Consider the following 18265-nt stretch of genomic DNA (forward strand, 5'->3'; position numbering starts at 1 on the left):
GGAGGGCAGCTTCTTGCCGACGAACTCCTCGGCCAGCTCGGCCGCCTCGATGAGGGCGGCCAGGTCGATGCCCGTGTCGATGCCCATGTCGTGCAGCATGTGCACGGCCTCCTCGGTGGCGAGGTTGCCGCTGGCGCCGGGGGCGTACGGGCAGCCGCCGAGGCCGCCGACGCTGGCGTCGAACTCGGTGATGCCCAGCTCCATGGCGGTGAGCATGTTGGCCAGCGCGGTGCCCCGGGTGTTGTGGAAGTGCAGCAGCACCGGCACGTGGGCGTTGCGGTCGCGAACGGCGGTGACCAGCTCGCGGACGCGGCGGGGCGTACCCATGCCGGTGGTGTCGCCGAAGGCGACCCGGTCCGCGCCGTCCCGGACGACCCGGTCGACGATGCCGGCCACCCGCTTCGGGTCGACGTCACCCTCGTACGGACAGCCGAAGCTGGTCGCCACGATCACCTCGGCGGTCGCGCCCGCGCCGTGCAGCAGGTCGATCAGCTCGGCGATGTCGTCGAGCGACTCCTCGGTGTGCCGGTTGACGTTGCGCCGGTTGTGGGTGTCGCTGGCCGAGACGACCACCTCGATCTCGGTGAAGCCGGCGGCCAGGGCGCGCTGCGCGCCCCGGGTGTTCGGCACCAGCGCCGAGTAGCGCACCCCGTCGGCCTTGGCGGCCCGCTGCCACACCTCGTCGGCGTCGGCCATCTGCGGGATCGCCCTGGGGTGCACGAAGGAGACGGCCTCGATCCGCCGCACGCCGGTGCCGGAGAGCGCGTCGAGCAGCCGCACCTTGGCGTCGGTGGGGATCGGCTCCTCGTTCTGGAGCCCGTCCCGAGGGCCGACTTCCCGGATGGAGACGAAATCCGGCAGTTCCGCCATAAGGGGTCACCTCACTGTGACGGTGGGATGCTGGGTTCCTCCAGCATCCCACCTGTGCCGATGGGGGTCCGATCGTCAGCGCATGCGGGAGACGATGCCGGTGTCGTAGTCGCCGGAGAGGAACTCCGGGTTCTCCAGCAGCTCGGCGAAGAAGGGGAGGTTGTTCTTCGGGCCGGCGATCTCGAACTGGGCCACCGCGGCCCTCGCCCGCGCGACCGCCTCGTCCCGGGTGGCGCCGCTGACGATCAGCTTGGCCAGCAGGCTGTCGTAGAACGGGGTCACCGTGTTGCCGGCGACGTAGCCGGAGTCGACGCGTACGCCCTCGCCGGCCGGCTCGTTCCAGGTGCTGATCGCGCCCGGGCCGGGCAGGAAGCGCTTCGGGTCCTCGGCGTTGATCCGCAGCTCGATGGCGTGCCCGCGCGGCGCGAGCGCGTCCGGGTCGAAGGTCGGGGCCAGGCCGGCGGCGACGCGCAACTGCTCCTCGACCAGGTCGACGCCGTAGACGTACTCGGTGACCGGGTGCTCGACCTGCAGCCGCGTGTTCATCTCCAGGAAGAAGAACTCGTTGGTGGCCGGATCGAGCAGGCACTCCACGGTGCCGGCGTTGCGGTAGTCGACCGCCTCGCCCGCCCGGACCGCCGCCGCCAGGAACCGCTCCCGCAGCTCGGGCGAGACCGCCGGGGACGGCGATTCCTCGACCAGCTTCTGGTTGCGCCGCTGCACCGAGCACTCGCGCTCGCCGAGGGCCACCACCCGGCCGTCGGCCAGGCCGAGGATCTGCACCTCGACGTGGCGTACCCGGGGGAAGTACCGCTCGATCAGCACCGAGCCGTCGCCGAACATCCGCTCGGCGAACGAGCGGACCTTGTCGTACTCGGTGCGCAGCGCGGCGTCGTCGCTCGCCACGCCCATGCCCATGCCGCCGCCACCGGCCGCGGCCTTGACCATCACCGGGTAGCCGATCTCCGCGGCGGCGGTGACCGCCGCGTCCAGGTCGGCCGCCGGCTCGGAGGTGCCCGGCGCGACCGGCACCCCGGCCGCCGCCATCAGGTTCCGGGCATTGATCTTGTCGCCCATCGCGGTGATCGCGTCCGCGCCGGGCCCGACCCAGCTGAGGCCGCTGGCCTCGACGGTACGGGCGAAGTCCGCGTTCTCCGACAGGAAGCCGTAGCCGGGGTGGATCGCCTGGGCGCCGGTGTCCTTCGCGGCGGCGAGGATCGCCTCGACGTTGCGGTAGCTGAGCGCGGGATTGGCCGGGCCGACGCAGACCGCGTGGTCGGCCTCGGTCACGAACGGCAGGCCGGCGTCGGCCTCCGAGTGCACCGCGATCGCACGGATCCCGAGCCTCTTCGCGGTGCGGATGATCCGGCGCGCGATCTCGCCCCGGTTGGCCACCAACAGCGATTCGAACAAGGAAGGGTCCCTTCTTGACGCCTCTTGCATAGCAGGGGCCCCTTCTTAACACGCCGACGACGCGCGCGCTTAACGGGCGTTAAGGCGTGCCGGGCGTCAGGCCGGGTCCGTCGGGGCGAGCAGCGCGGCCAGCGTGGCGCCCCGCAGCAGCTCGGCACGGCGGCGGCGGTCCACCTCACCGCCGAGGAACGGGGTGGAGTTCATGAGGCCGAACGCGGCGTGCGCGAGCACCCGCGCCTCGCCGTCCGGCAGCCCCGGGTGCAGCGCGGTCAGCACGGTCACCCACTCCTCGACGTACATCCGCTGGAGCCGGCGGATCCGGCGGCGCGGCTCGTCCGGGAGGCGGTCCAGCTCGTGCAGGTGCAGGGCGATCACCGCCGGGTTGGCCAGCGCGAAGTCGACATGGAAGTCGATCAGCGACTCCAGCGTGCCGCGCGGATCGTCGGGGTGCCCGGCGGCCCGTTCCCGGCCACCCGCCAGCAGCCCCTCGCTGACCGGGATCAGCGCGGCGACCAGCATGGCCTCCTTGCCGGCGAAATGATGGTAGAGCGCCGGGCCGGTGACACCGGCGGCGGCGCCGATGTCGTCCATCGACACACCGTGGTAACCCCGCGCCGCGAAGAGCCCGACCGCGATCTCCAGGATCTCGTCGCGCCGGGACCGGCGTCGGCCCGCACCCGTCGCGCCGCTCGCCGCGCCCCGCGCCTGCTGTTCCACCGCCACCGGGCCAGCCTAGACCGCGCACCCAAGCTGGTGGAGCCTCGGTTACCCGTCGGTCGCCTCACACCCCCGCCGCTTGACCCTCGACCCGGTTCAGGTCGCAGGGTCCATCGGCATGACCGCTACCGCCACCACGCTCGGCCGCGACTACCGGCTGCTCTGGTCCGCCGCCGTCTCGTCGCGGTTCGGCGACGCCCTGCGTACGCCCGCCCTGGCCCTGCTGGCCGCCGCGCTCACCCGCGACCCCCGGGCCATCGCCGCGGTGACCGTGGCCGGGCAGCTCCCGCCGCTGCTGTTCGGGCTGCTCGGCGGCGCGTACGCCGACCGGTGGGACCGGCGCCGCACGATGGCGGCGGTGGACGGGGCCCGGGCCGTGGTGGTGGCCGCGCTCGCCGGGCTGGTCGCCACCGGCCGGGCCGGGATCGTCGCGCTGGCCGTCGCGGCGTTCCTGCTCGCCACCCTGGGCACGCTCTTCGACGCGTCCGCCTTCGCGCTGCTGCCGTCGCTGGTGTCGCCGGCCGCGCTGCCCACCGCCAACGGCCGGCTCCAGGCCGGCACGGCGGTGGCCGGCGGGCTCCTCGGCACCCCGCTGGCCGGCGTCCTCTTCGCCCTGGCCGCGGCGCTCCCCTTCGCCGTGGACGCGCTCACCTTCGCCGTCGCGGCCGCCCTCGTCGTCGCCCTCCGCCCGCTGCCGGCGGCGCCGCCCCGGCCGGGCGGCACCGGGGTGTGGCGGGAGGCGTGGGCCGGCATGCGGTGGGTGCGCCGGGACCGGGTGCTGTGGGGAATCGCCCTCGCCTCGGCCGGGTCGAACCTGGCGATCAGCGGCGTGATGGCGGTGCTGGTGCTCTACGCGCTCGGGGCGCTGCGGGTGCCGGCGCAGGCGTACGGGCTGTTCGCGGCGGGGGTGGTCGCCGGTGGACTGCTCGGGGCACTGGTCGCCGGGCGGGTGGCGGTCCGGTTCGGCACCCTGCCCGCGCTGCGCGCGGTGCTGCTCGGGCAGACCGTGGCGCTGGCCGGGTTCGCCCTGGCCCGCGACCCGCTGGCCGGGGGCGTGGCGCTGGCCGCGTTCGCCGCCGGCACGACGATCTGGAACAGCCTCTGGTCCGCGTACGGGCAGGGGCACGTGCCGGCGGAACTGCTCGGGCGGGTCGGCGCGGCGCAGCGGGTGGTCGGCGTGGCCGCCGCACCGCTCGGGGCGGCGCTGGCCGGGTTGGCCGGCGAGGCGTACGGGGTGGGCCCGGTGATCGCTGCGGCGGCTGGCGTGTTCGCCCTGGTCACCGCCGGCGCGTGGGGAACGCTGCGCGGGACCGGGTGAGCGGGGTCAGCGGCCGGTCGGCTCGAACCCGGCCAGGCGCACGGCGAGCCGCCGCCGGACCGGGGGCAGCCCGGAGGCCGCCCGGAGCACCAGGTCGCGCAGCGGGCGGGCGGCCGGCGGGACGGCGGTGAGCCGGGTGAGCCCGGCGGCGAAGCCGAGCACCTCCTCGGCGAGCGGGCGGCGGGCGGCGGCGTACTCGTCGAGGAGCGTGTCGGGACCCCCGGCGAGCACCGCGGCGAGGGCGTCGCCGAGGGCGACCGCGTCGCGGAGGCCGAGGTTCATGCCCTGCCCGCCGGCCGGGCTGTGCACGTGCGCCGCGTCCCCGGCGAGCAGCACGGGGCCGGACCGGTAGCTGCTCGCGATCCGGTGGTGGATCCGGAACCGGGAACTCCAGAGCACGTCGGTGACCCGGTCCGGGCGGCGGGCCGGCCCCCGCTCGTCGAGCAGGGCCTGGAAGTGCCGTGCCTCCGGCTCACGCGGCGCGTCGTCCACCGCCGCGACCAGCCGGACCAGCCCACCGGGCAGCGGCGCCCAGACCAGGGGACCCTGCCGGGCCAGGAAGAGGTTGACCTGGTCGCGGGGCAGCGCGCTGTCCACCCGCAGGTCCGCGAGCAGGAACGACTCACCCGGGTCGGCCGGCCCGCCGAAGCCGATGCCGGCCAGCTCGCGGACCGGGCTGCGCATGCCGTCGGCGCCGACCACCCAGCGGGCACGGACCGTCTCGCCGCCCGCGAAGGTCGCGGTGGCGCCGGCGCCGTCGAGGTCGAGGCCGGTCAGTTCGTACGGCCGGAGCACCCGCCCGCCGAGCGCGGTGAGCCGGTCGGCGAGCACCGCCTCGGTCTCGGCCTGGGAGACGAGCAGCGCGTACGGGTAGCGGGACGGCAGGCGGTCGAAGGGTACTGTGAGCAGCACCCGGTCGCGGTCGCGGACGGTGAACCGGGTCGACGGCAGCCCGCGCGCGGCCAGCGGGGCGGCGACGCCGATCCGGTCCAGCACTTCGAGTGTGCCGGCGTGCACCACGGCCGCCCGCGAGGTGAGCGGCGGGGTGGGCAGCCGGTCCACCACGGTGGCGGTCATCCCGTGCCCGGCCAGGGTGACGGCGGCGGCCAGGCCGGTCGGTCCGGCCCCCACCACGAGGACGTCGGTGCGCTCGGGCAGCATGGCCCACCTCCAGGGTTGCCCACAACTGTTTGCCAACACTTGTTGACAACGGTAGGCGCGTCCCGGTTTCGGTGTCAACGCTTGTTGGCCTACAGTTGTGGGCATGACCGACACGGCACCCCGCGCCCGCCGCTCGGACGCCACCCGGGCGGCCATCCTGCGCGCGGCCCGCGAGCGCTTCGCCGCCGACGGCTACGAGCGGGCCACCATCCGGGCCATCGCCGCCGACGCCCGCATCGACCCGTCGATGGTCATGCGCTACTACGGCAGCAAGGAAGGGCTCTTCGCCGCGGCGGCCGAGTTCGACCTGCGCCTGCCGGACCTGGCCGCCGTGCCACCCGACCGGCTCGGCGAGACGCTGGTCCGCCACTTCCTCCGCCGCTGGGAGGGGGACGAGACCCTCGCGGCGCTGCTCCGCGCCGCCAGCACCAACCCGGGAGCGGCCGAGCGGATGCGCCTGCTCTTCGCCGACCAGCTCGCCGCGGCCGTGGCCGACTTCGACACCGATCCGGCGACCACCGGCCGCCGCGCCGGCCTGGTGGCCAGCCAGATCCTCGGGCTGGCCTTCACCCGGTACATCGTCCGGCTGCCGCCGGTGGTGGAGATGGCGCCGGAGGACGTGGTCGCCTGGGTCGCCCCGACCCTCCAGCGCTACCTGACCGGCCGGCCGGCCTAGCCGGCGAAGCTGCCCGGCTCCTCGCCCTGCACGACGGGGGCCCGGACCAGGTTGCCCCACTCGGTCCACGAGCCGTCGTAGTTGCGGACCTGCGGGAACCCGAGCAGGTGGTGCAGCACGAACCAGGTGTGGCTGGACCGCTCGCCGATCCGGCAGTAGGCCACCACGTCGTCCGACGGGCTCAGCCCGAGCTGGTCGACGTAGATCGCGCGCAGCTCGTCCACCGGCTTGAAGGTGCCGTCCTCGTTCGCGGCGGCCTTCCACGGCTTGCTCACCGCGCCGGGGATGTGCCCGCCGCGCAGCGCGCCCTCCTGGGGGTAGGCCGCCATGTGCAGCATCTCGCCGGTGTACTCACCCGGCGACCGCACGTCGACCAGCGGCCGGCCGGCGGTCACGTGCGCCATCACCTCGTCGCGGAACGCCCGGATCGGGGCGTCGTTCCGCTCCGGCACCGGGTAGTCGGCGCGCGGCCGGGTCACCGTGTCCTTCGACATCTCGCGCCCCTCGGCCACCCACTTCATCCGGCCACCGTCGAGCAGCCGGACGTCGGCGTGGCCGAACAGCGCGAACACCCAGAGGGCGTACGCGGCCCACCAGTTGAAGTTGTCGCCGTAGAAGACCACCGTGTCGTTGCGGCCGATGCCCTTGGCCGCGCACAGCTCGGCGAAGCTCCCGGCGTCGAGGTAGTCCCGGGTCACCTGGTCGTTCAGCTCGGTGTGCCAGTCGACCTTCACGGCGCCGGGGATGTGGCCGGTGTCGTAGAGGAGCACGTCCTCGTCGGACTCGACCACCACGAGGCCTTCGTCGCCCAGGTGCTCGGCCAGCCACTCCGTGGTGACCAGGCGCTGCGGGTCGGCGTACGACTGGAGGTGCGGATTCGGATCGCTCGGCACAGGCATGATCCCCAAGGTACGCCGGATCAGCGGACCGCGACCGGCCATCCCGTGTGGTGGCTCGACACCGGTCAGGCGCGGCGGTGCACCAGCCGTCCGGCCACCACCGTGGCCAGGCAGGAGCCGTCGGCCGCGAACACCGCCAGGTCGGCCCGGCCGCCGACCTCCAGCGCGGGCGGCCGGGCGGTGGCGAGCACCGCCACCTCGTTGCGCGCCGCGGCGGACCGCAACGCCGGGTCGGTGACGTGGTCGGCGAGCACCGCGGCGGCCCCGAGCCGGAACAGCGCGTGCACCCGCTCGCGCGGGGTCGGCGCGGGCGGCAGCGGCCCGTCGTGCACCAGCGCCGGCCCGAGGGCGCCGGCCCACCGCCGCACCCGCACCCCCGGGTACGCCCCGGCCAGCTCGTCCAGCGTCCCGACGGCCTCGACGCGGTCGCCGCCCACGAGCACGGCGTGACCCGACCGGGGCTCGTCGTCGAGGGTGAGCCGCAGCAGGGGCGCGGCGTGCAGGGTCCGCACGGTCAGTCGAGGGTGACCGGCCCGAGCACCGGCCGCTTGGCCGTGACCAGGTCACCGGAGGAGCGGCCGGTCAGCCGGCGCTTGATCCACGGGGCCAGGTGCCGGCCGGCCCAGCGCAGGTCGGCGGCCCGGGCGGCCAGCCAGGGGGTGGGCGCCGGGTGCGGCGGCACCATGAGCCACTCCTCGTCGCAGGCCACGCCGAGCGCGGCGAGCACCTGCCCGGCCACCCTCCGGTGCCCGGCCGCCGACAGGTGCAGCCGGTCGGTGCTCCAGAGCATCGGGTTGAGGTAGGTGTCGTCGGCGTACAGGTCGACCAGGATGGCGCCGTGCCGCGCGGCGACCTCGCCGACCACCCGGTTGAGCAGGGTCACCCGGGGGGCCACCAGCCGCTGGCCGGGCAGCCGGGCCATCACGTCGGCGAACCGGAACAGCACCACGTCGGCGCCCCCGGCGCGCAGCCGGCCGATCACCTCGTCGAAGCGGGGCACGAAGGAGTCCGGATCGAAGGTACGGCGCAGCACGTCGTTGCCGCCCGCCGCGAAGCTGATCAGGTCGGGCTTCATGGCCAGGGCGGCCGGCACCTGCTCGGCCACGATGTTCGGGAACAGCCGGCCCCGGATGGCTAGGTTGGCGTAACCGAAGTCGGGACCGGCCTCGGCGGCGAGCCGGGTGGCGACGAGGTCCGCCCAGCCCCGGTAGGTGCCGTCCGGATACGCGTCGTCCATACCCTCGGTGAAGCTGTCGCCCACCGCCACGAAGTTGCGCCAGCGCACTGCGCCTCCCTCTGACTGACCCGGCAGAGCTGCGTCGGCCAGTCTCGCACCGACCGGCCGCCCGCCGCCCGACCCCCGCGCGGGACGTGGCGGAGGTCATCGGGACAAATGTCCCGCTTGGTGGGTCCGGGGCAGAATCCGTCCGCCAGACCGGGGATGATGTGGCCCGTCATCCGGCCCGGGGTGTGAGGCGCCCGCCGCTGCGGCCGTTTCCCGACGGCGCGAACGAGGAACGCATGACCCAGGGACACCCGGCCGTTTTCCCGGCCGACGGTCAGCCGCACCCGCCGGGCCAGGCGTACCCGGCCCCGCCACCGGGGTTCCCCGCCCCGCCCGTCTACGGGCCGCCCGGGGCGTACCCGAGCGGGCCGGGGCAGCCGGGCTTCGGGCCGTACCCGCCGGCCCCGCCGCCGAAGTCGCGGCGCGGCCTCTGGATCGGGCTGGGCGCCGGGGCGCTGGCGCTGACCCTCTGTGCCGGCACGGCGATCGGCGTGGGCGTCGGGCTGAGCAAGCGCGGCGAGGACGCGGCCCCGACGGCCGCCGCCGCGGCCAACGGGGTGACCGTGGCCCAGCAGGAGCTGGACGACCTGCTGGCCCGGCACAGCAAGGCCCTCGCCGACAAGGACCTGAAGGGCTACCTGGCCCCCTTCGACCCGGCCAAGAAGGATCTGGTCGCCGGCCAGACCCGGCTCTTCACCAACCTGGGCAAGCTGCCGCTGGCGGTCGGCCAGTACCGGACCGTCGCGCAGCAGGGGCGGACCACCGACAGCTTCGGCCGCGGGGTCAGCTTCCAGCTCGACGTGTCCTTCGTGCACCAGTTCGAGGGGTACGACCTCACCCCGGTCGCCGAGTGGTACCGCTGGACGGTCGTCCGGGAGAGCCAGGGCGCCCCGCTCAAGGTCACCGCGGTCACCGGCGCGCCCGCAGCGCTGGGCAGCTCGAAGACCGTCTACTACCCCGGCCCCTGGGACAAGTGGCGCGACATCCACGTCGAGCGCACCGCGCACACCCTGGTCATCACCGACGCCGCGCTGGCCGCCGAGGCGAAGCGGTACGCGCCGGCCGCCGAGGCGGCGGTGGCCGACGACTTCGCCGCCTGGCAGGCCGGCGGGGTCACCGCGGACATCCCGAAGGGCTTCGTCATCAGCCTGGTCAAGGGCAAGCAGGACCTGGGCTCGCTCTACCGGATCAACAAGGAGAAGACCACCGAGGCCGGCGTCTCGATCGGCATGGTCTCCGCCGACCGGAAGCAGGACATCGACATCGGCGGCAGCCGGATCGTCATCGACGTGGCCGACCGGTCGTTCTTCGCCGCCGGCAACACCCGGGGGCCCCGGGAGATCTTCCGGCACGAGGTGGGCCACTCCCTGGTCGCCAGCCTGGAGGACGCCGACAAGCAGGACTTCTTCGACGGCATCGAGAACTGGATCGTGGAGGGCTTCGCCGAGTACCTGGCCCACCGGGGTGAGCCGCTGCGGTCCAGCGGCCGCACCCCGCAGGCACGGTCGATCGTCCGCTCCGGCGACTGGGAGGGCACGCTGCCGGGCAACGCCGACTGGGACCTCTCGGGGCGGACCAGCTTCCACTACTGGCTCGGGCACGCGGCCATGACCCACCTCGCGGAGAAGTACGGCGAGCAGAAGCTGTTCCAGTTCGTGACCGCCCGCTACCAGGGCGCCACCGCCGACCAGGCCAGCCGGCAGGTGCTCGGCATGCCGCTGGCCCAGTTCCAGACCGGCTGGGCGGCGTACGTGCGGGCACAGGCGCGTTGAGCGGGAACGGAGCGAACGAGATGACGAACCCACAGGTCCCCGCGAACCAGCCCGGGGCATCCGCCGGCTGGCCCGCCGCGCCGCAGCAGCCGTGGCCGCAGCAGAGCGTGCCGCATCCGGGCATGCCGCAGGTCCCCTACCCAGGAGTGCCGCAGCCACCGCACCCGATGGCCGGGCAGTCGCCGTATCCGGTGGCCGGGCAGCCGTACCCGGTGGCGGGGCAGGCCGCGTACCCGCCGAGCGGCTGGGCCGGGCCGGGCGGTAACCCCCCGGCGGCGCCCAAGCGGCGCGGACGTCTCGCGCTGCTGCTGGCTGGCGGCATCGTGGCCGTGCTGGCCGTCGGCGCCGGCACCGCCTACGGCGTCTCCCAGCTGATCGGCGGAAGCTCCGGCGGGGACGGCGACCTGAAGACCGCCTGGGTGCTGGACTTCCCCGAGCGGCAGAACATGACCGGGCTCACTGCGTTCGACCAGGAGGACATGTTCGGCGCCTGGCTGGTCGGCGACAACGTGGTACGGGCGCAGGCGGACGGCGTGCTCGCCTACCGGCTCTCCGACGGCGGGCAGGCCTGGGGCGCCCCCGCGCCCGAAGGAACCTCGGTCTGCGTCGCCGCCCAGGCGGTGACCGACGGGCGGGGTGCGGTCGCGGTCGGCTCCGACAAGTCCTGCAACACCGTCGCCGGAGTCGACCTGAACAGCGGCACAGTGACCTGGCAGGCCAAGTTCCCCGCGCCGGTCATCGAGGGGCGCGACACCCTCACCGCACCGGACCTGTCGGTCGCCGGTCAGCAGGTGATCGTCCGCTCCGAGGACACCCTGATCGGGCTGTCGCTCGCCACCGGGAAACAGCTCTGGCGCACCACCGGCGAAAAGCTGCTGCCGGGGCGGGACTGCGGGTTCAAGGACATGCGGGCCGCCGACGAGCTGGTGGTGGTCACCTACGGCTGCCCGCGCGGCGGCGAGGTGGACGCCCTCGACCCGGCCACCGGCAAGGTGCGCTGGCGGCAGCGGCTGCCCGAGTCGAAGCTCATCGACGGCGTGCTGAGCGTGCAGCCGCCGGTGGGCCTGCCGGGGCTCGGGCATGACGCGTACACGATCCGGGACCCGCGGACCGGCAAGGAGGTGGCCTCCTTCACCGACCCGATCGACGGCGTCGAGCTGTGGGACGTGCCGCCGAACCGGTCCAACGCGATCGACGGTCCGGCGATCTACGAGTGCCTCGTCACCGACGACACCCTCTACTTCCCGACCTTTCCCAAGCCGGTGCCGGACACCGGGCGGTCGGCCAACCAGATCGTCGCGATCGACCTGGCCACCGGCAAGAAGCGCTGGATCTCCTCCGGCCACAGCAGCAGCAAGGTCCAGCTGATCCGCCAGGACGAGCAGGGCGTACTCGCCTGGGAGAGCGGCGACCGGAAGAAGTCCCCGCCGCGCCTGGTCCGCATCGACCCGGCCACCGCCAAGGTCAGCGTGGTGGCGGAGGGGCCGCTCTCGGCCGGCTTCGAGGGCGAGGCGGCCAAGGTCATGGAGCGGGACGGGGTCGTGGTGATCGTGCCCTGGAAGCACGTCGTGGCGGACCGGGCGATCACCGTTCTCCGCTGAACGGGATCGCCGGGAGGGGCGGGCCACCGGTCGGTGGTCCGCCCGTCGAGGTGGGAGAGCGTCCGAAGCGGGGCACTTTCTCGCCGCCAGTCGATCGCCCCTGAACGTCTCCGGGTGCGGTTGTTGTCGCTGGGGCAGCAACAGACGCACCCACCATGCTCAGAGGTAGATGCAGAACGGGTGACCGGCCGGGTCGAGGTGCACCCGGACGTCGTCCTGGGGCTGGAAGTCCGCCACGGTGGCGCCCAGGGACACCGCGTACGCCGACGCCGCGTCGAGGTCGTCGACCTTGATGTCGAGGTGCGCCATCATCTGTGGCTCGCCCGGGCCGGCCGGCCAGACCGGCCGTACGTAGGCCGGCTCGGTCTGGAATGCCAGCCCGGCGCCGCCTCCGGACGCGGCCAGGACGACCCAGCCCGGCTCGTCCTCGTCCCGTGACCACCCGAGCAGCCGTTCGTAGAACCCGGCCAGCTCGCGCGCGTCGGGCGCGTCCAGCACGGTCGTCGTCATCGTCAGCCGGGGCCGTTCATCCATTCCGCTCTCCTACCCCGGGTCGGCACCCTCCACGCCGGACACCGGCCCCGCGTCGGTGGAACGTTATCGAGGTCAAACCGTGCCGATGACCTCCATGGCGTTCCACCGAGCGCCGCACCGACAGGCAGCTCGGCTCCGAGACGGGGGCCAATACGATCGCTTGCCGACCCCGCCCGCCGTACGCTGCCTCAATGCTGCTGCGCATGTCGACCCTGCTGCTCCGGACCCTGCGCGAGGATCCGGCCGACGCGGAGGTGCCGAGCCACCGGCTCCTGCTCCGCGCCGGCTACGTCCGCCGCGCCGCGCCGGGCGGCTACACCTGGCTGCCGCTGGGCAAGCTGGTGCTGGAACGGGTCACCGAGATCGTCCGCGCGGAGATGGCGGCGATCGGCGACCAGGAGGTGCACTTCCCGGCGCTGCTGCCGGCCGAGCCCTACCGGACCAGCGGGCGGTGGACGGAGTACGGCGACGACATCTTCACCCTCGAAGACCGCAAGGGCGCCGCGCACCTGCTCGCCCCGACCCACGAGGAGATGGCCGCGCTGCTGGTGAAGGACCTGTTCAGCTCCTACCGGGACTTCCCGGTGACGCTGTTCCAGATCCAGACCAAGTTCCGGGACGAGGCCCGGCCGCGGGCCGGCCTGCTGCGCGGGCGCGAGTTCCTCATGAAGGACGCCTACTCGTTCGACCTGGACGAGGCGGGGCTCCAGGCGGCCTACGACCGGCACCGCGAGGCGTACCGACGGATCTTCACCCGCCTCGGGCTGGACTTCACCGTGGTGCACGCGATGTCCGGGGCGATGGGCGGCTCGGCGTCGGAGGAGTTCCTGGCCGCCACGCCGGTCGGTGAGGACACCTACGTCGGCTGCACCGCCTGCGACTACGCGGCCAACACCGAGGCCGTGGTGACGCGCGCGCCGGCGGCCGGCGACCCGGACGCGCACCCGGCCACGGAGGTGCACGACACCCCGGAGACGCCGACCATCGCGTCCCTGGTCGACCTGGCCAACGCCCGCGCGCTGGCCGGCCGGACCGACTGGAATGCCGGCGACACGCTGAAGAACGTGGTGCTGGCCGTCCGCCGTCCCGGTGCCGGGCAGGCGGAGCTGCTGGTCGTCGGTCTGCCCGGCGACCGCGAGGTGGACCTGAAGCGGGTCGAGGCGGCGCTCGCCCCGGCCACCGTGGCGGTCTTCGACGACTGGGCGGCGCACCCGGAACTGGTCCGGGGCTACATCGGGCCGCAGATCCTGGCCAAGCACGGCGTCCGCTACCTGGTCGACCCCCGGGTGGTCACCGGCACCACCTGGCTGACCGGCGCCAACGAGCCGGGCCGGCACGCCACCGACGTGGTGTGCGGGCGGGACTTCGTTCCGGACGGCACCATCGAGGCCGCCGAGGTGCGCCCGGGCGACCCCTGCCCGGCCTGCGGCACGGGCGAGCTGACCACGCGCCGGGGCATCGAGGTGGGGCACATCTTCCAGCTCGGCCGCCGGTACACCGACGCCTTCGCTGTCGACGTCCTCGGCCGGGAGGGCAAGCCGGTCCGGCCCACCATGGGCTGCTACGGCATCGGCGTGTCGCGAGCGGTCGCGTCGGTGGCCGAGCAGCACCACGACGACCGGGGGCTGGTCTGGCCGGCCGAGGTCGCGCCGTGCGACGTACACGTGGTGGCGGCCGGGAAGGGGCCGCAGCTCGACGCGGCGCTGGACCTCGGCGGCCGGCTGTCCGCCGCGGGCCTGCGGGTGCTGGTCGACGACCGCACCCACGTCTCGGCCGGGGTGAAGTTCACCGACGCCGAGCTGATCGGCATCCCGCGCGCCGTCGTGGTCGGCCGCCGGCTCGCCGAAGGGTACGTCGAGCTGCGCGACCGGGCCTCCGGCGAGCGGATTGAGTTGCCAGTGGACGGCCTGGTCGAGCGCCTGCTCGACGAGGCGCGTGGGGCGCGTCGCGACGGGGTGTAGCGGACGCGCCACGGGGTACCGCAGACGGATCGACCAAGGCGTTTCGGAGGCTCTCATGTACCGGGTCAGTGACGTGATGACCAAGCAGGTGGTCTACCTGCCCGCGGAGACTCCCCTGGACGAGGCGGCCAGGGTGATGAAGGAGTCGGACATCGGCGATGTCGTGGTCACCGACGGAGCCACCCTGGCCGGCGTGCTGACCGACCGCGACATCGTGGTGCGGGCCGTCGCCGAGCGGGCCGACCCGGGGAGCACCACGATCGGTTCGATCGTCACCCGCGAGGTGGTGATGATCGAGCAGCACTGCACGGCGGGCGAGGCGGCCGCGCTGATGCGCGAGCGCAACATCCGGCGGGTGCTGGTCTGCGACAGCGACCGCAAGCTGGTCGGCATCGTCTCCCTCGGCGACCTGGCCATGCAGCTCGACCCGAACTCCGCGCTGAGCGACATCAGCGAGGCCGCCCCGAACGTGTGATCCGCCCGACCCGGTGCCCTCCCGGCCGACCCCGGAGGGCGCCGGGTCACCGGCGGTAGCCTGGCGGTCATGTCCGAGATGCCGAGCAAGCTGGCCGAGATCGTCGACGAGTTCGCCGCCGCCCCGCGCGACGTGGTGCTGGAGATGCTGCTGGAGTTCTCCGACGTGATCCCGCCGCTGCCCGAGGGCGTGGACCGGGACGACCTGGAGCAGGTCCCCGAGTGCCAGACCGCGTTCTTCCTGCGCGCCGAGGTCAACCCGGACAAGACGGTGAGCACCATCTTCGACTGCCCGCCGGAGGCGCCGACCACCCGGGCGTTCGCCGGCATCCTCGCCGAGGGCCTGGCCGGGGCGAGCGCCGAGGACGTGCTGGCCGTGCCGGACGACCTCTACCAGCGGATGGGCCTGGCCCAGGCCATCAGCCCACTGCGCATCCGCGGCGGCACCGCCATCCTGGCCCGGCTGAAGCGCCAGGTCCGGGAACAGATCTCCTGATCGACGGGTTGTCGCTGGTCATGGAGATCGAGATCTACGCCGACGTCGTCTGCCCCTGGTGCTGGATCGGCAAGCGCCGCCTGGAGCAGGCCCTGGAGCGGTACGACGGCGAGGTGACAGTCCGGTTCCGGCCGTTCCAGCTGGACCCGACGCCGGTGACCGAGCCGAAGCCGCTCATCGAGGCGCTGGGCGCGAAGTTCGGTGGCCGGGACAAGGCCGAGGGCATGGCCGCCCACGTCACCCGGATCGCCGAGGGCGCCGGGATCGAGATGCACTTCGACCGCGCCGTGGCCGCGAACACCTTCGAGGCGCACCGGCTGGTCCGGTTCGCCACCGAGCGGGGCCGCGCCGCCGAGCTGGTCGAAAGGCTCTACCGGGCGCACTTCCAGGACGGGATCGACGTCGGGTCGACCGACGCGCTGGTCAAGCTGGCCGCCGAGGTGGGCCTGGACGAGACCGAGGCCCGGGACTACCTGGAGTCGAACCTCGGCCGCCGGGAGGTGGCCGCCGACCTGAGCGAGGCGCACCAGCTCGGCGTCTCCAGCGTGCCGACGTTCGTGCTGGCCGGGAAGTACGCCGTGACCGGCGCCCAGGAGCCGGAGACCCTGCTGGCCGCCCTGCACGAGGTGGCGCAGCGCGAGGCGTCCGCGTGATGTTTCACGTGGAACAAGATCGATGCGGGTGACGACCTAGGCCGGTCGGGCCAGGTCCTCCATGACCGTTGCACCGGGCAGCGCGCCGAGCGCCGGCCCGGGCAACGCGATCTTGCTGTGCCGTACGCCGGAACCGATGATCACGTGCGGCGTGGCGATCACGCGCGAGTCGACCAGGATCGGCCAGTCCTCCGGGAGCCCGATCGGGGTGATCCCGCCGTACTCCATCCCGGTCAGCTCGACCGCCTCGGCCATCGGCGCGAAGCTCGCCTTGCGCACGTCGAGCATGCGGCGGACCACGCCGTTCACGTCGGCCCGGGTGGTGGCGAGCACGATGCAGGCCGCGTAGCGCGTCTCGCCGCCCCGCTTGCCGGCGACCACGACGCAGTTGGCCGACTCGTCCAGCCCCACCTCGTACGCCGCGCAGAACGCCGCCGTGTCGGCCAGCTCGGCGTCGATCGGGGCGACCAGCACGTCGTCCACGTCCACCGGAGCCTCGTCCGGCCACCGCTCGATCGCGGCGGCCACGGGCGCGGCCAGCAGGTCCAGTCGGGTACGGGCGGGCTCGGTCTTCAGCGTCCCCATCACGGCTGCGATCCTCGCACCCGCCGGACGGCTCCGCTCGCCGACGTCCCGACCGGTCCGCATGCCGGACGAGGTGACGGGGTCAGCTGCCGGTGAGGAAGGCGTTCTCGCGGGCGAACGTCCGGTCCTGGTGGGCCGCCAGCTCCTCGGCCCGCAGGGCCTGGGAGCGGTGGGTCTCCACGTCCTCGATGCCGTGCCGGACCCCGAGCCGGATCACGCCGTAGAGGAAGACGAAGCCGAAGACGTACAGGATCACGGTGGTGAGGAAGACCAGCATGCGGCCACGGTAGGGCGGTCCGGAACCGCAAGACGTTTCATCTCCCGCCGGTTCCCCCGTACGTGTCGGCGAGGTGGTCGGCCCAGGTGCGGGTGCCGGTCGGGGTGGCGGCGGTGGTGAGGCCGCCGGCACGCAGCTCCCGGCCGAGCCGCCCCGGGATCCGCACCGGCAGCAGCGGACGGTGTGACCGCCGGGCCTTCCGCCAGGCGCGGGCCGCCTCGTCGTAGCGGAGCACCTCCGGCCCGCCGAAGTCCTCGATCCGCCCCGACGGCCCGGCGGCCAGCATCGCGGCGAGCCGGCCCGCCACCTCGCCGGGGTCGACCGGCTGGGCGAGCACCTTCGGGTCCCCGAGCACCGGCCCGAGCCGGCTCGCGCCCCGCAGCAGCTCCTCCAGGAACTCCGGGAACTGGGTCGCCCGCAGCACGCTCCACGGCACCGGCCCGGCGGCCACGACCTGCTCGGCCGCGAGCTTGTGCCGGTAGTAGCCGAGCGGGACCCGGTCGACGCCGACGATCGAGACGTAGACCAGGTGGCCCACCCCGGCGTGCCCGGCGGCCAGCACCAGCCGGCGGGTGCCCAGCACGTCGATCTCGTGGGTGCGCCGGTTCGGCGAGGAGGCCAGGTGCAGCACGGCCTCCATCCCGTCGACGGCCGCCGCCAGCCCCGCACCGGTGGCCAGGTCGGCCGCCACCCACTCCACTCCGGCGTCGTTCCGGGGCCGCCGGCTCACCGCGCGGACGGTGTGCCCCTCGTCGCGCAGTCGGGGCAGCGTCACCCGCCCGAGCCGTCCACTCGCCCCGGTCACCAGCACCCGCATCCCGTTCTCCCCTCCACCCGTTCGCTCCTTCCTGGACGGCGACGGCCGACCCGAGGTGACCGGCTGTGCGGCGACTCACCCTCGGCGACTCACCCGCGGCGACTCGACTCCAGCAGGTCGAGCACGGTCACCAGCGCGAAGAACGCGATCACCACCTCGCTGACCACCCAGCCGTGCCGGTCGGCCCAGCGCCGGAGCCGGGGCAGCGCCGTCGCGGCCCGACCACGGGCCAGCAGCAGGATGAGCAGGGGCACGGCGAGCAGCCCGAGGGTCAGCAGGACGAACGGCAGCAGGTGCCACCACGCAAGGTTGTGCCGGGCGACGCTGGCGCCGACGGCCGCCATGGTGAGGTCGTCGCTCGGGGCGGTCGCGAAGAGCACCACCCCGAGCCGCAGGGCGTAGCCCGGCCCGGCCCGGCGGAGCGGCTCCATCCAGCGGGGCGGGCCGGTGCGGTGCCGGCGCAGCCAGACGACCACCGCGAGGATCACCAGCAGCGCCAGCACGGCCCAGTCGATCCAGATCGCGGTCCGTTCGAACCGGACGACGTCGGTCTCCGCTCTCGCCTCCGGACCGCGGAGCACCCTGGTGAGCAGCCAGCTCAGCGTCACCCCGGCGACGACCACCGCCCCCGCCCCGGTGAGGTACCCGAGCGAGGCGGCCCGGGGCCGCTCGGCCGACGCGAGGAGCACCGCCGCGACCACCTGCGTCCCGGCCACCATCACCACGGCCAGCGGCAGGATGGTCAGGAAGTTCATC

At 74.1% G+C, this 18265-nt stretch carries 20 protein-coding genes; 8 read left to right on the forward strand and 12 right to left on the reverse strand.

Features of this window, described 5'->3' with window-relative positions; translation table 11 throughout:
* The 3 genes from F8274_RS02025 to F8274_RS02035 all read right to left on the reverse strand — a co-directional run.
* Nucleotides 1–861, reverse strand: an 861-nt coding sequence (locus F8274_RS02025; RefSeq protein WP_192579667.1) for a hydroxymethylglutaryl-CoA lyase, incomplete at its 3' end; no start/stop codon positions are given.
* A gap of 84 nt (nucleotides 862–945) precedes the next feature.
* Nucleotides 946–2283, reverse strand: a complete 1338-nt coding sequence (locus tag F8274_RS02030) for an acetyl/propionyl/methylcrotonyl-CoA carboxylase subunit alpha (RefSeq protein ID WP_151460545.1) — start codon at nucleotides 2281–2283, stop codon at nucleotides 946–948.
* A gap of 96 nt (nucleotides 2284–2379) precedes the next feature.
* Entirely contained in the window at nucleotides 2380–3006 is a 627-nt protein-coding gene (locus F8274_RS02035) for a TetR/AcrR family transcriptional regulator (protein ID WP_151460546.1), read from the reverse strand.
* A gap of 112 nt (nucleotides 3007–3118) precedes the next feature.
* Between F8274_RS02035 and F8274_RS02040 the strand changes: the two genes are divergently transcribed.
* Nucleotides 3119–4318, forward strand: a complete 1200-nt coding sequence (locus F8274_RS02040) for an MFS transporter (protein ID WP_151460547.1) — start codon at nucleotides 3119–3121, stop codon at nucleotides 4316–4318.
* Between the two features lie 6 nt (nucleotides 4319–4324).
* Here the strand turns inward: F8274_RS02040 and F8274_RS02045 are convergent, their stop codons facing one another.
* The gene (locus tag F8274_RS02045) at nucleotides 4325–5479 is read right to left on the reverse strand and encodes an FAD-dependent monooxygenase (RefSeq protein WP_151460548.1); all 1155 of its coding nucleotides are present in this window, start codon (nucleotides 5477–5479) and stop codon (nucleotides 4325–4327) included.
* Nucleotides 5480–5582: 103 nt separating this feature from the next.
* Between F8274_RS02045 and F8274_RS02050 the strand changes: the two genes are divergently transcribed.
* The gene (locus F8274_RS02050; protein ID WP_192579665.1) at nucleotides 5583–6155 is read left to right on the forward strand and encodes a TetR family transcriptional regulator; all 573 of its coding nucleotides are present in this window, start codon (nucleotides 5583–5585) and stop codon (nucleotides 6153–6155) included.
* Here the strand turns inward: F8274_RS02050 and F8274_RS02055 are convergent.
* The 3 genes from F8274_RS02055 to F8274_RS02065 form a co-directional block, all read right to left on the reverse strand.
* Nucleotides 6152–7054 carry a sulfurtransferase gene (locus F8274_RS02055; RefSeq protein ID WP_151460550.1) on the reverse strand — a complete coding sequence of 301 codons (903 nt, stop codon included), beginning with the start codon at nucleotides 7052–7054 and terminating at the stop codon, nucleotides 6152–6154. The two genes, F8274_RS02050 and F8274_RS02055, sit on opposite strands and share 4 nt — an antisense overlap.
* Nucleotides 7055–7119: 65 nt before the next feature.
* Nucleotides 7120–7566 carry a hypothetical protein gene (locus F8274_RS02060; protein ID WP_151460551.1) on the reverse strand — a complete coding sequence of 149 codons (447 nt, stop codon included), beginning with the start codon at nucleotides 7564–7566 and terminating at the stop codon, nucleotides 7120–7122.
* A 2-nt stretch (nucleotides 7567–7568) separates the two neighbouring features.
* A complete protein-coding gene (locus F8274_RS02065) occupies nucleotides 7569–8339 on the reverse strand; it encodes an SGNH/GDSL hydrolase family protein (RefSeq protein WP_151460552.1) in 771 nt (256 codons plus the stop codon).
* A gap of 236 nt (nucleotides 8340–8575) precedes the next feature.
* Between F8274_RS02065 and F8274_RS02070 the strand changes: the two genes are divergently transcribed.
* Together F8274_RS02070 and F8274_RS02075 are read left to right on the forward strand one after the other, a co-directional pair.
* Nucleotides 8576–10111, forward strand: a complete 1536-nt coding sequence (locus tag F8274_RS02070) for a hypothetical protein (protein ID WP_151460553.1) — start codon at nucleotides 8576–8578, stop codon at nucleotides 10109–10111.
* A 20-nt stretch (nucleotides 10112–10131) separates the two neighbouring features.
* Nucleotides 10132–11712 (forward strand): PQQ-binding-like beta-propeller repeat protein, encoded by a 1581-nt coding sequence (locus F8274_RS02075; RefSeq protein WP_305070064.1) that lies wholly within the window; start codon nucleotides 10132–10134, stop codon nucleotides 11710–11712.
* Between the two features lie 159 nt (nucleotides 11713–11871).
* Here F8274_RS02075 and F8274_RS02080 read toward each other — a convergent pair whose 3' ends face one another.
* Nucleotides 11872–12246, reverse strand: coding sequence for a VOC family protein (locus F8274_RS02080; protein ID WP_151460554.1), 375 nt, complete (start codon nucleotides 12244–12246; stop codon nucleotides 11872–11874).
* 191 nt (nucleotides 12247–12437) lie between these two features.
* On the opposite strand from F8274_RS02080, the gene F8274_RS02085 reads away from it, so the two are divergent.
* The 4 genes from F8274_RS02085 to F8274_RS02100 all read left to right on the forward strand — a co-directional run bounded on the left by F8274_RS02085 (nucleotide 12438) and on the right by F8274_RS02100 (nucleotide 15830).
* Nucleotides 12438–14207: a proline--tRNA ligase gene (locus tag F8274_RS02085; protein WP_151460555.1), complete on the forward strand. Its 1770-nt coding sequence runs from the start codon at nucleotides 12438–12440 to the stop codon at nucleotides 14205–14207.
* 55 nt (nucleotides 14208–14262) lie between these two features.
* The gene (locus tag F8274_RS02090) at nucleotides 14263–14682 is read left to right on the forward strand and encodes a CBS domain-containing protein (RefSeq protein ID WP_151460556.1); all 420 of its coding nucleotides are present in this window, start codon (nucleotides 14263–14265) and stop codon (nucleotides 14680–14682) included.
* Nucleotides 14683–14751: 69 nt separating this feature from the next.
* Nucleotides 14752–15177, forward strand: coding sequence for a SufE family protein (locus tag F8274_RS02095; protein WP_151460557.1), 426 nt, complete (start codon nucleotides 14752–14754; stop codon nucleotides 15175–15177).
* 20 nt (nucleotides 15178–15197) lie between these two features.
* Nucleotides 15198–15830, forward strand: a complete 633-nt coding sequence (locus F8274_RS02100; protein ID WP_151460558.1) for a DsbA family protein — start codon at nucleotides 15198–15200, stop codon at nucleotides 15828–15830.
* Between the two features lie 36 nt (nucleotides 15831–15866).
* Here the strand turns inward: F8274_RS02100 and F8274_RS02105 are convergent, their stop codons facing one another.
* The 4 genes from F8274_RS02105 to F8274_RS02120 all read right to left on the reverse strand — a co-directional run bounded on the left by F8274_RS02105 (nucleotide 15867) and on the right by F8274_RS02120 (nucleotide 18264).
* On the reverse strand, nucleotides 15867–16415 hold the full coding sequence (locus F8274_RS02105) for a YbaK/EbsC family protein (protein WP_151460559.1): 549 nt from the start codon (nucleotides 16413–16415) through the stop codon (nucleotides 15867–15869).
* A gap of 82 nt (nucleotides 16416–16497) precedes the next feature.
* Nucleotides 16498–16692 (reverse strand): hypothetical protein, encoded by a 195-nt coding sequence (locus F8274_RS02110; RefSeq protein ID WP_151460560.1) that lies wholly within the window; start codon nucleotides 16690–16692, stop codon nucleotides 16498–16500.
* Nucleotides 16693–16729: 37 nt separating this feature from the next.
* The gene (locus F8274_RS02115) at nucleotides 16730–17509 is read right to left on the reverse strand and encodes an SDR family oxidoreductase (protein WP_151460561.1); all 780 of its coding nucleotides are present in this window, start codon (nucleotides 17507–17509) and stop codon (nucleotides 16730–16732) included.
* Nucleotides 17510–17598: 89 nt separating this feature from the next.
* Complete coding sequence (locus F8274_RS02120; RefSeq protein WP_151460562.1) at nucleotides 17599–18264, reverse strand: GAP family protein; 666 nt, start codon at nucleotides 18262–18264, stop codon at nucleotides 17599–17601.
* Nucleotide 18265 lies beyond the last annotated feature (1 nt).

This window comes from Micromonospora sp. AMSO31t, from assembly GCF_008868175.1.
In the GTDB taxonomy this organism is placed as follows: domain Bacteria; phylum Actinomycetota; class Actinomycetes; order Mycobacteriales; family Micromonosporaceae; genus Micromonospora.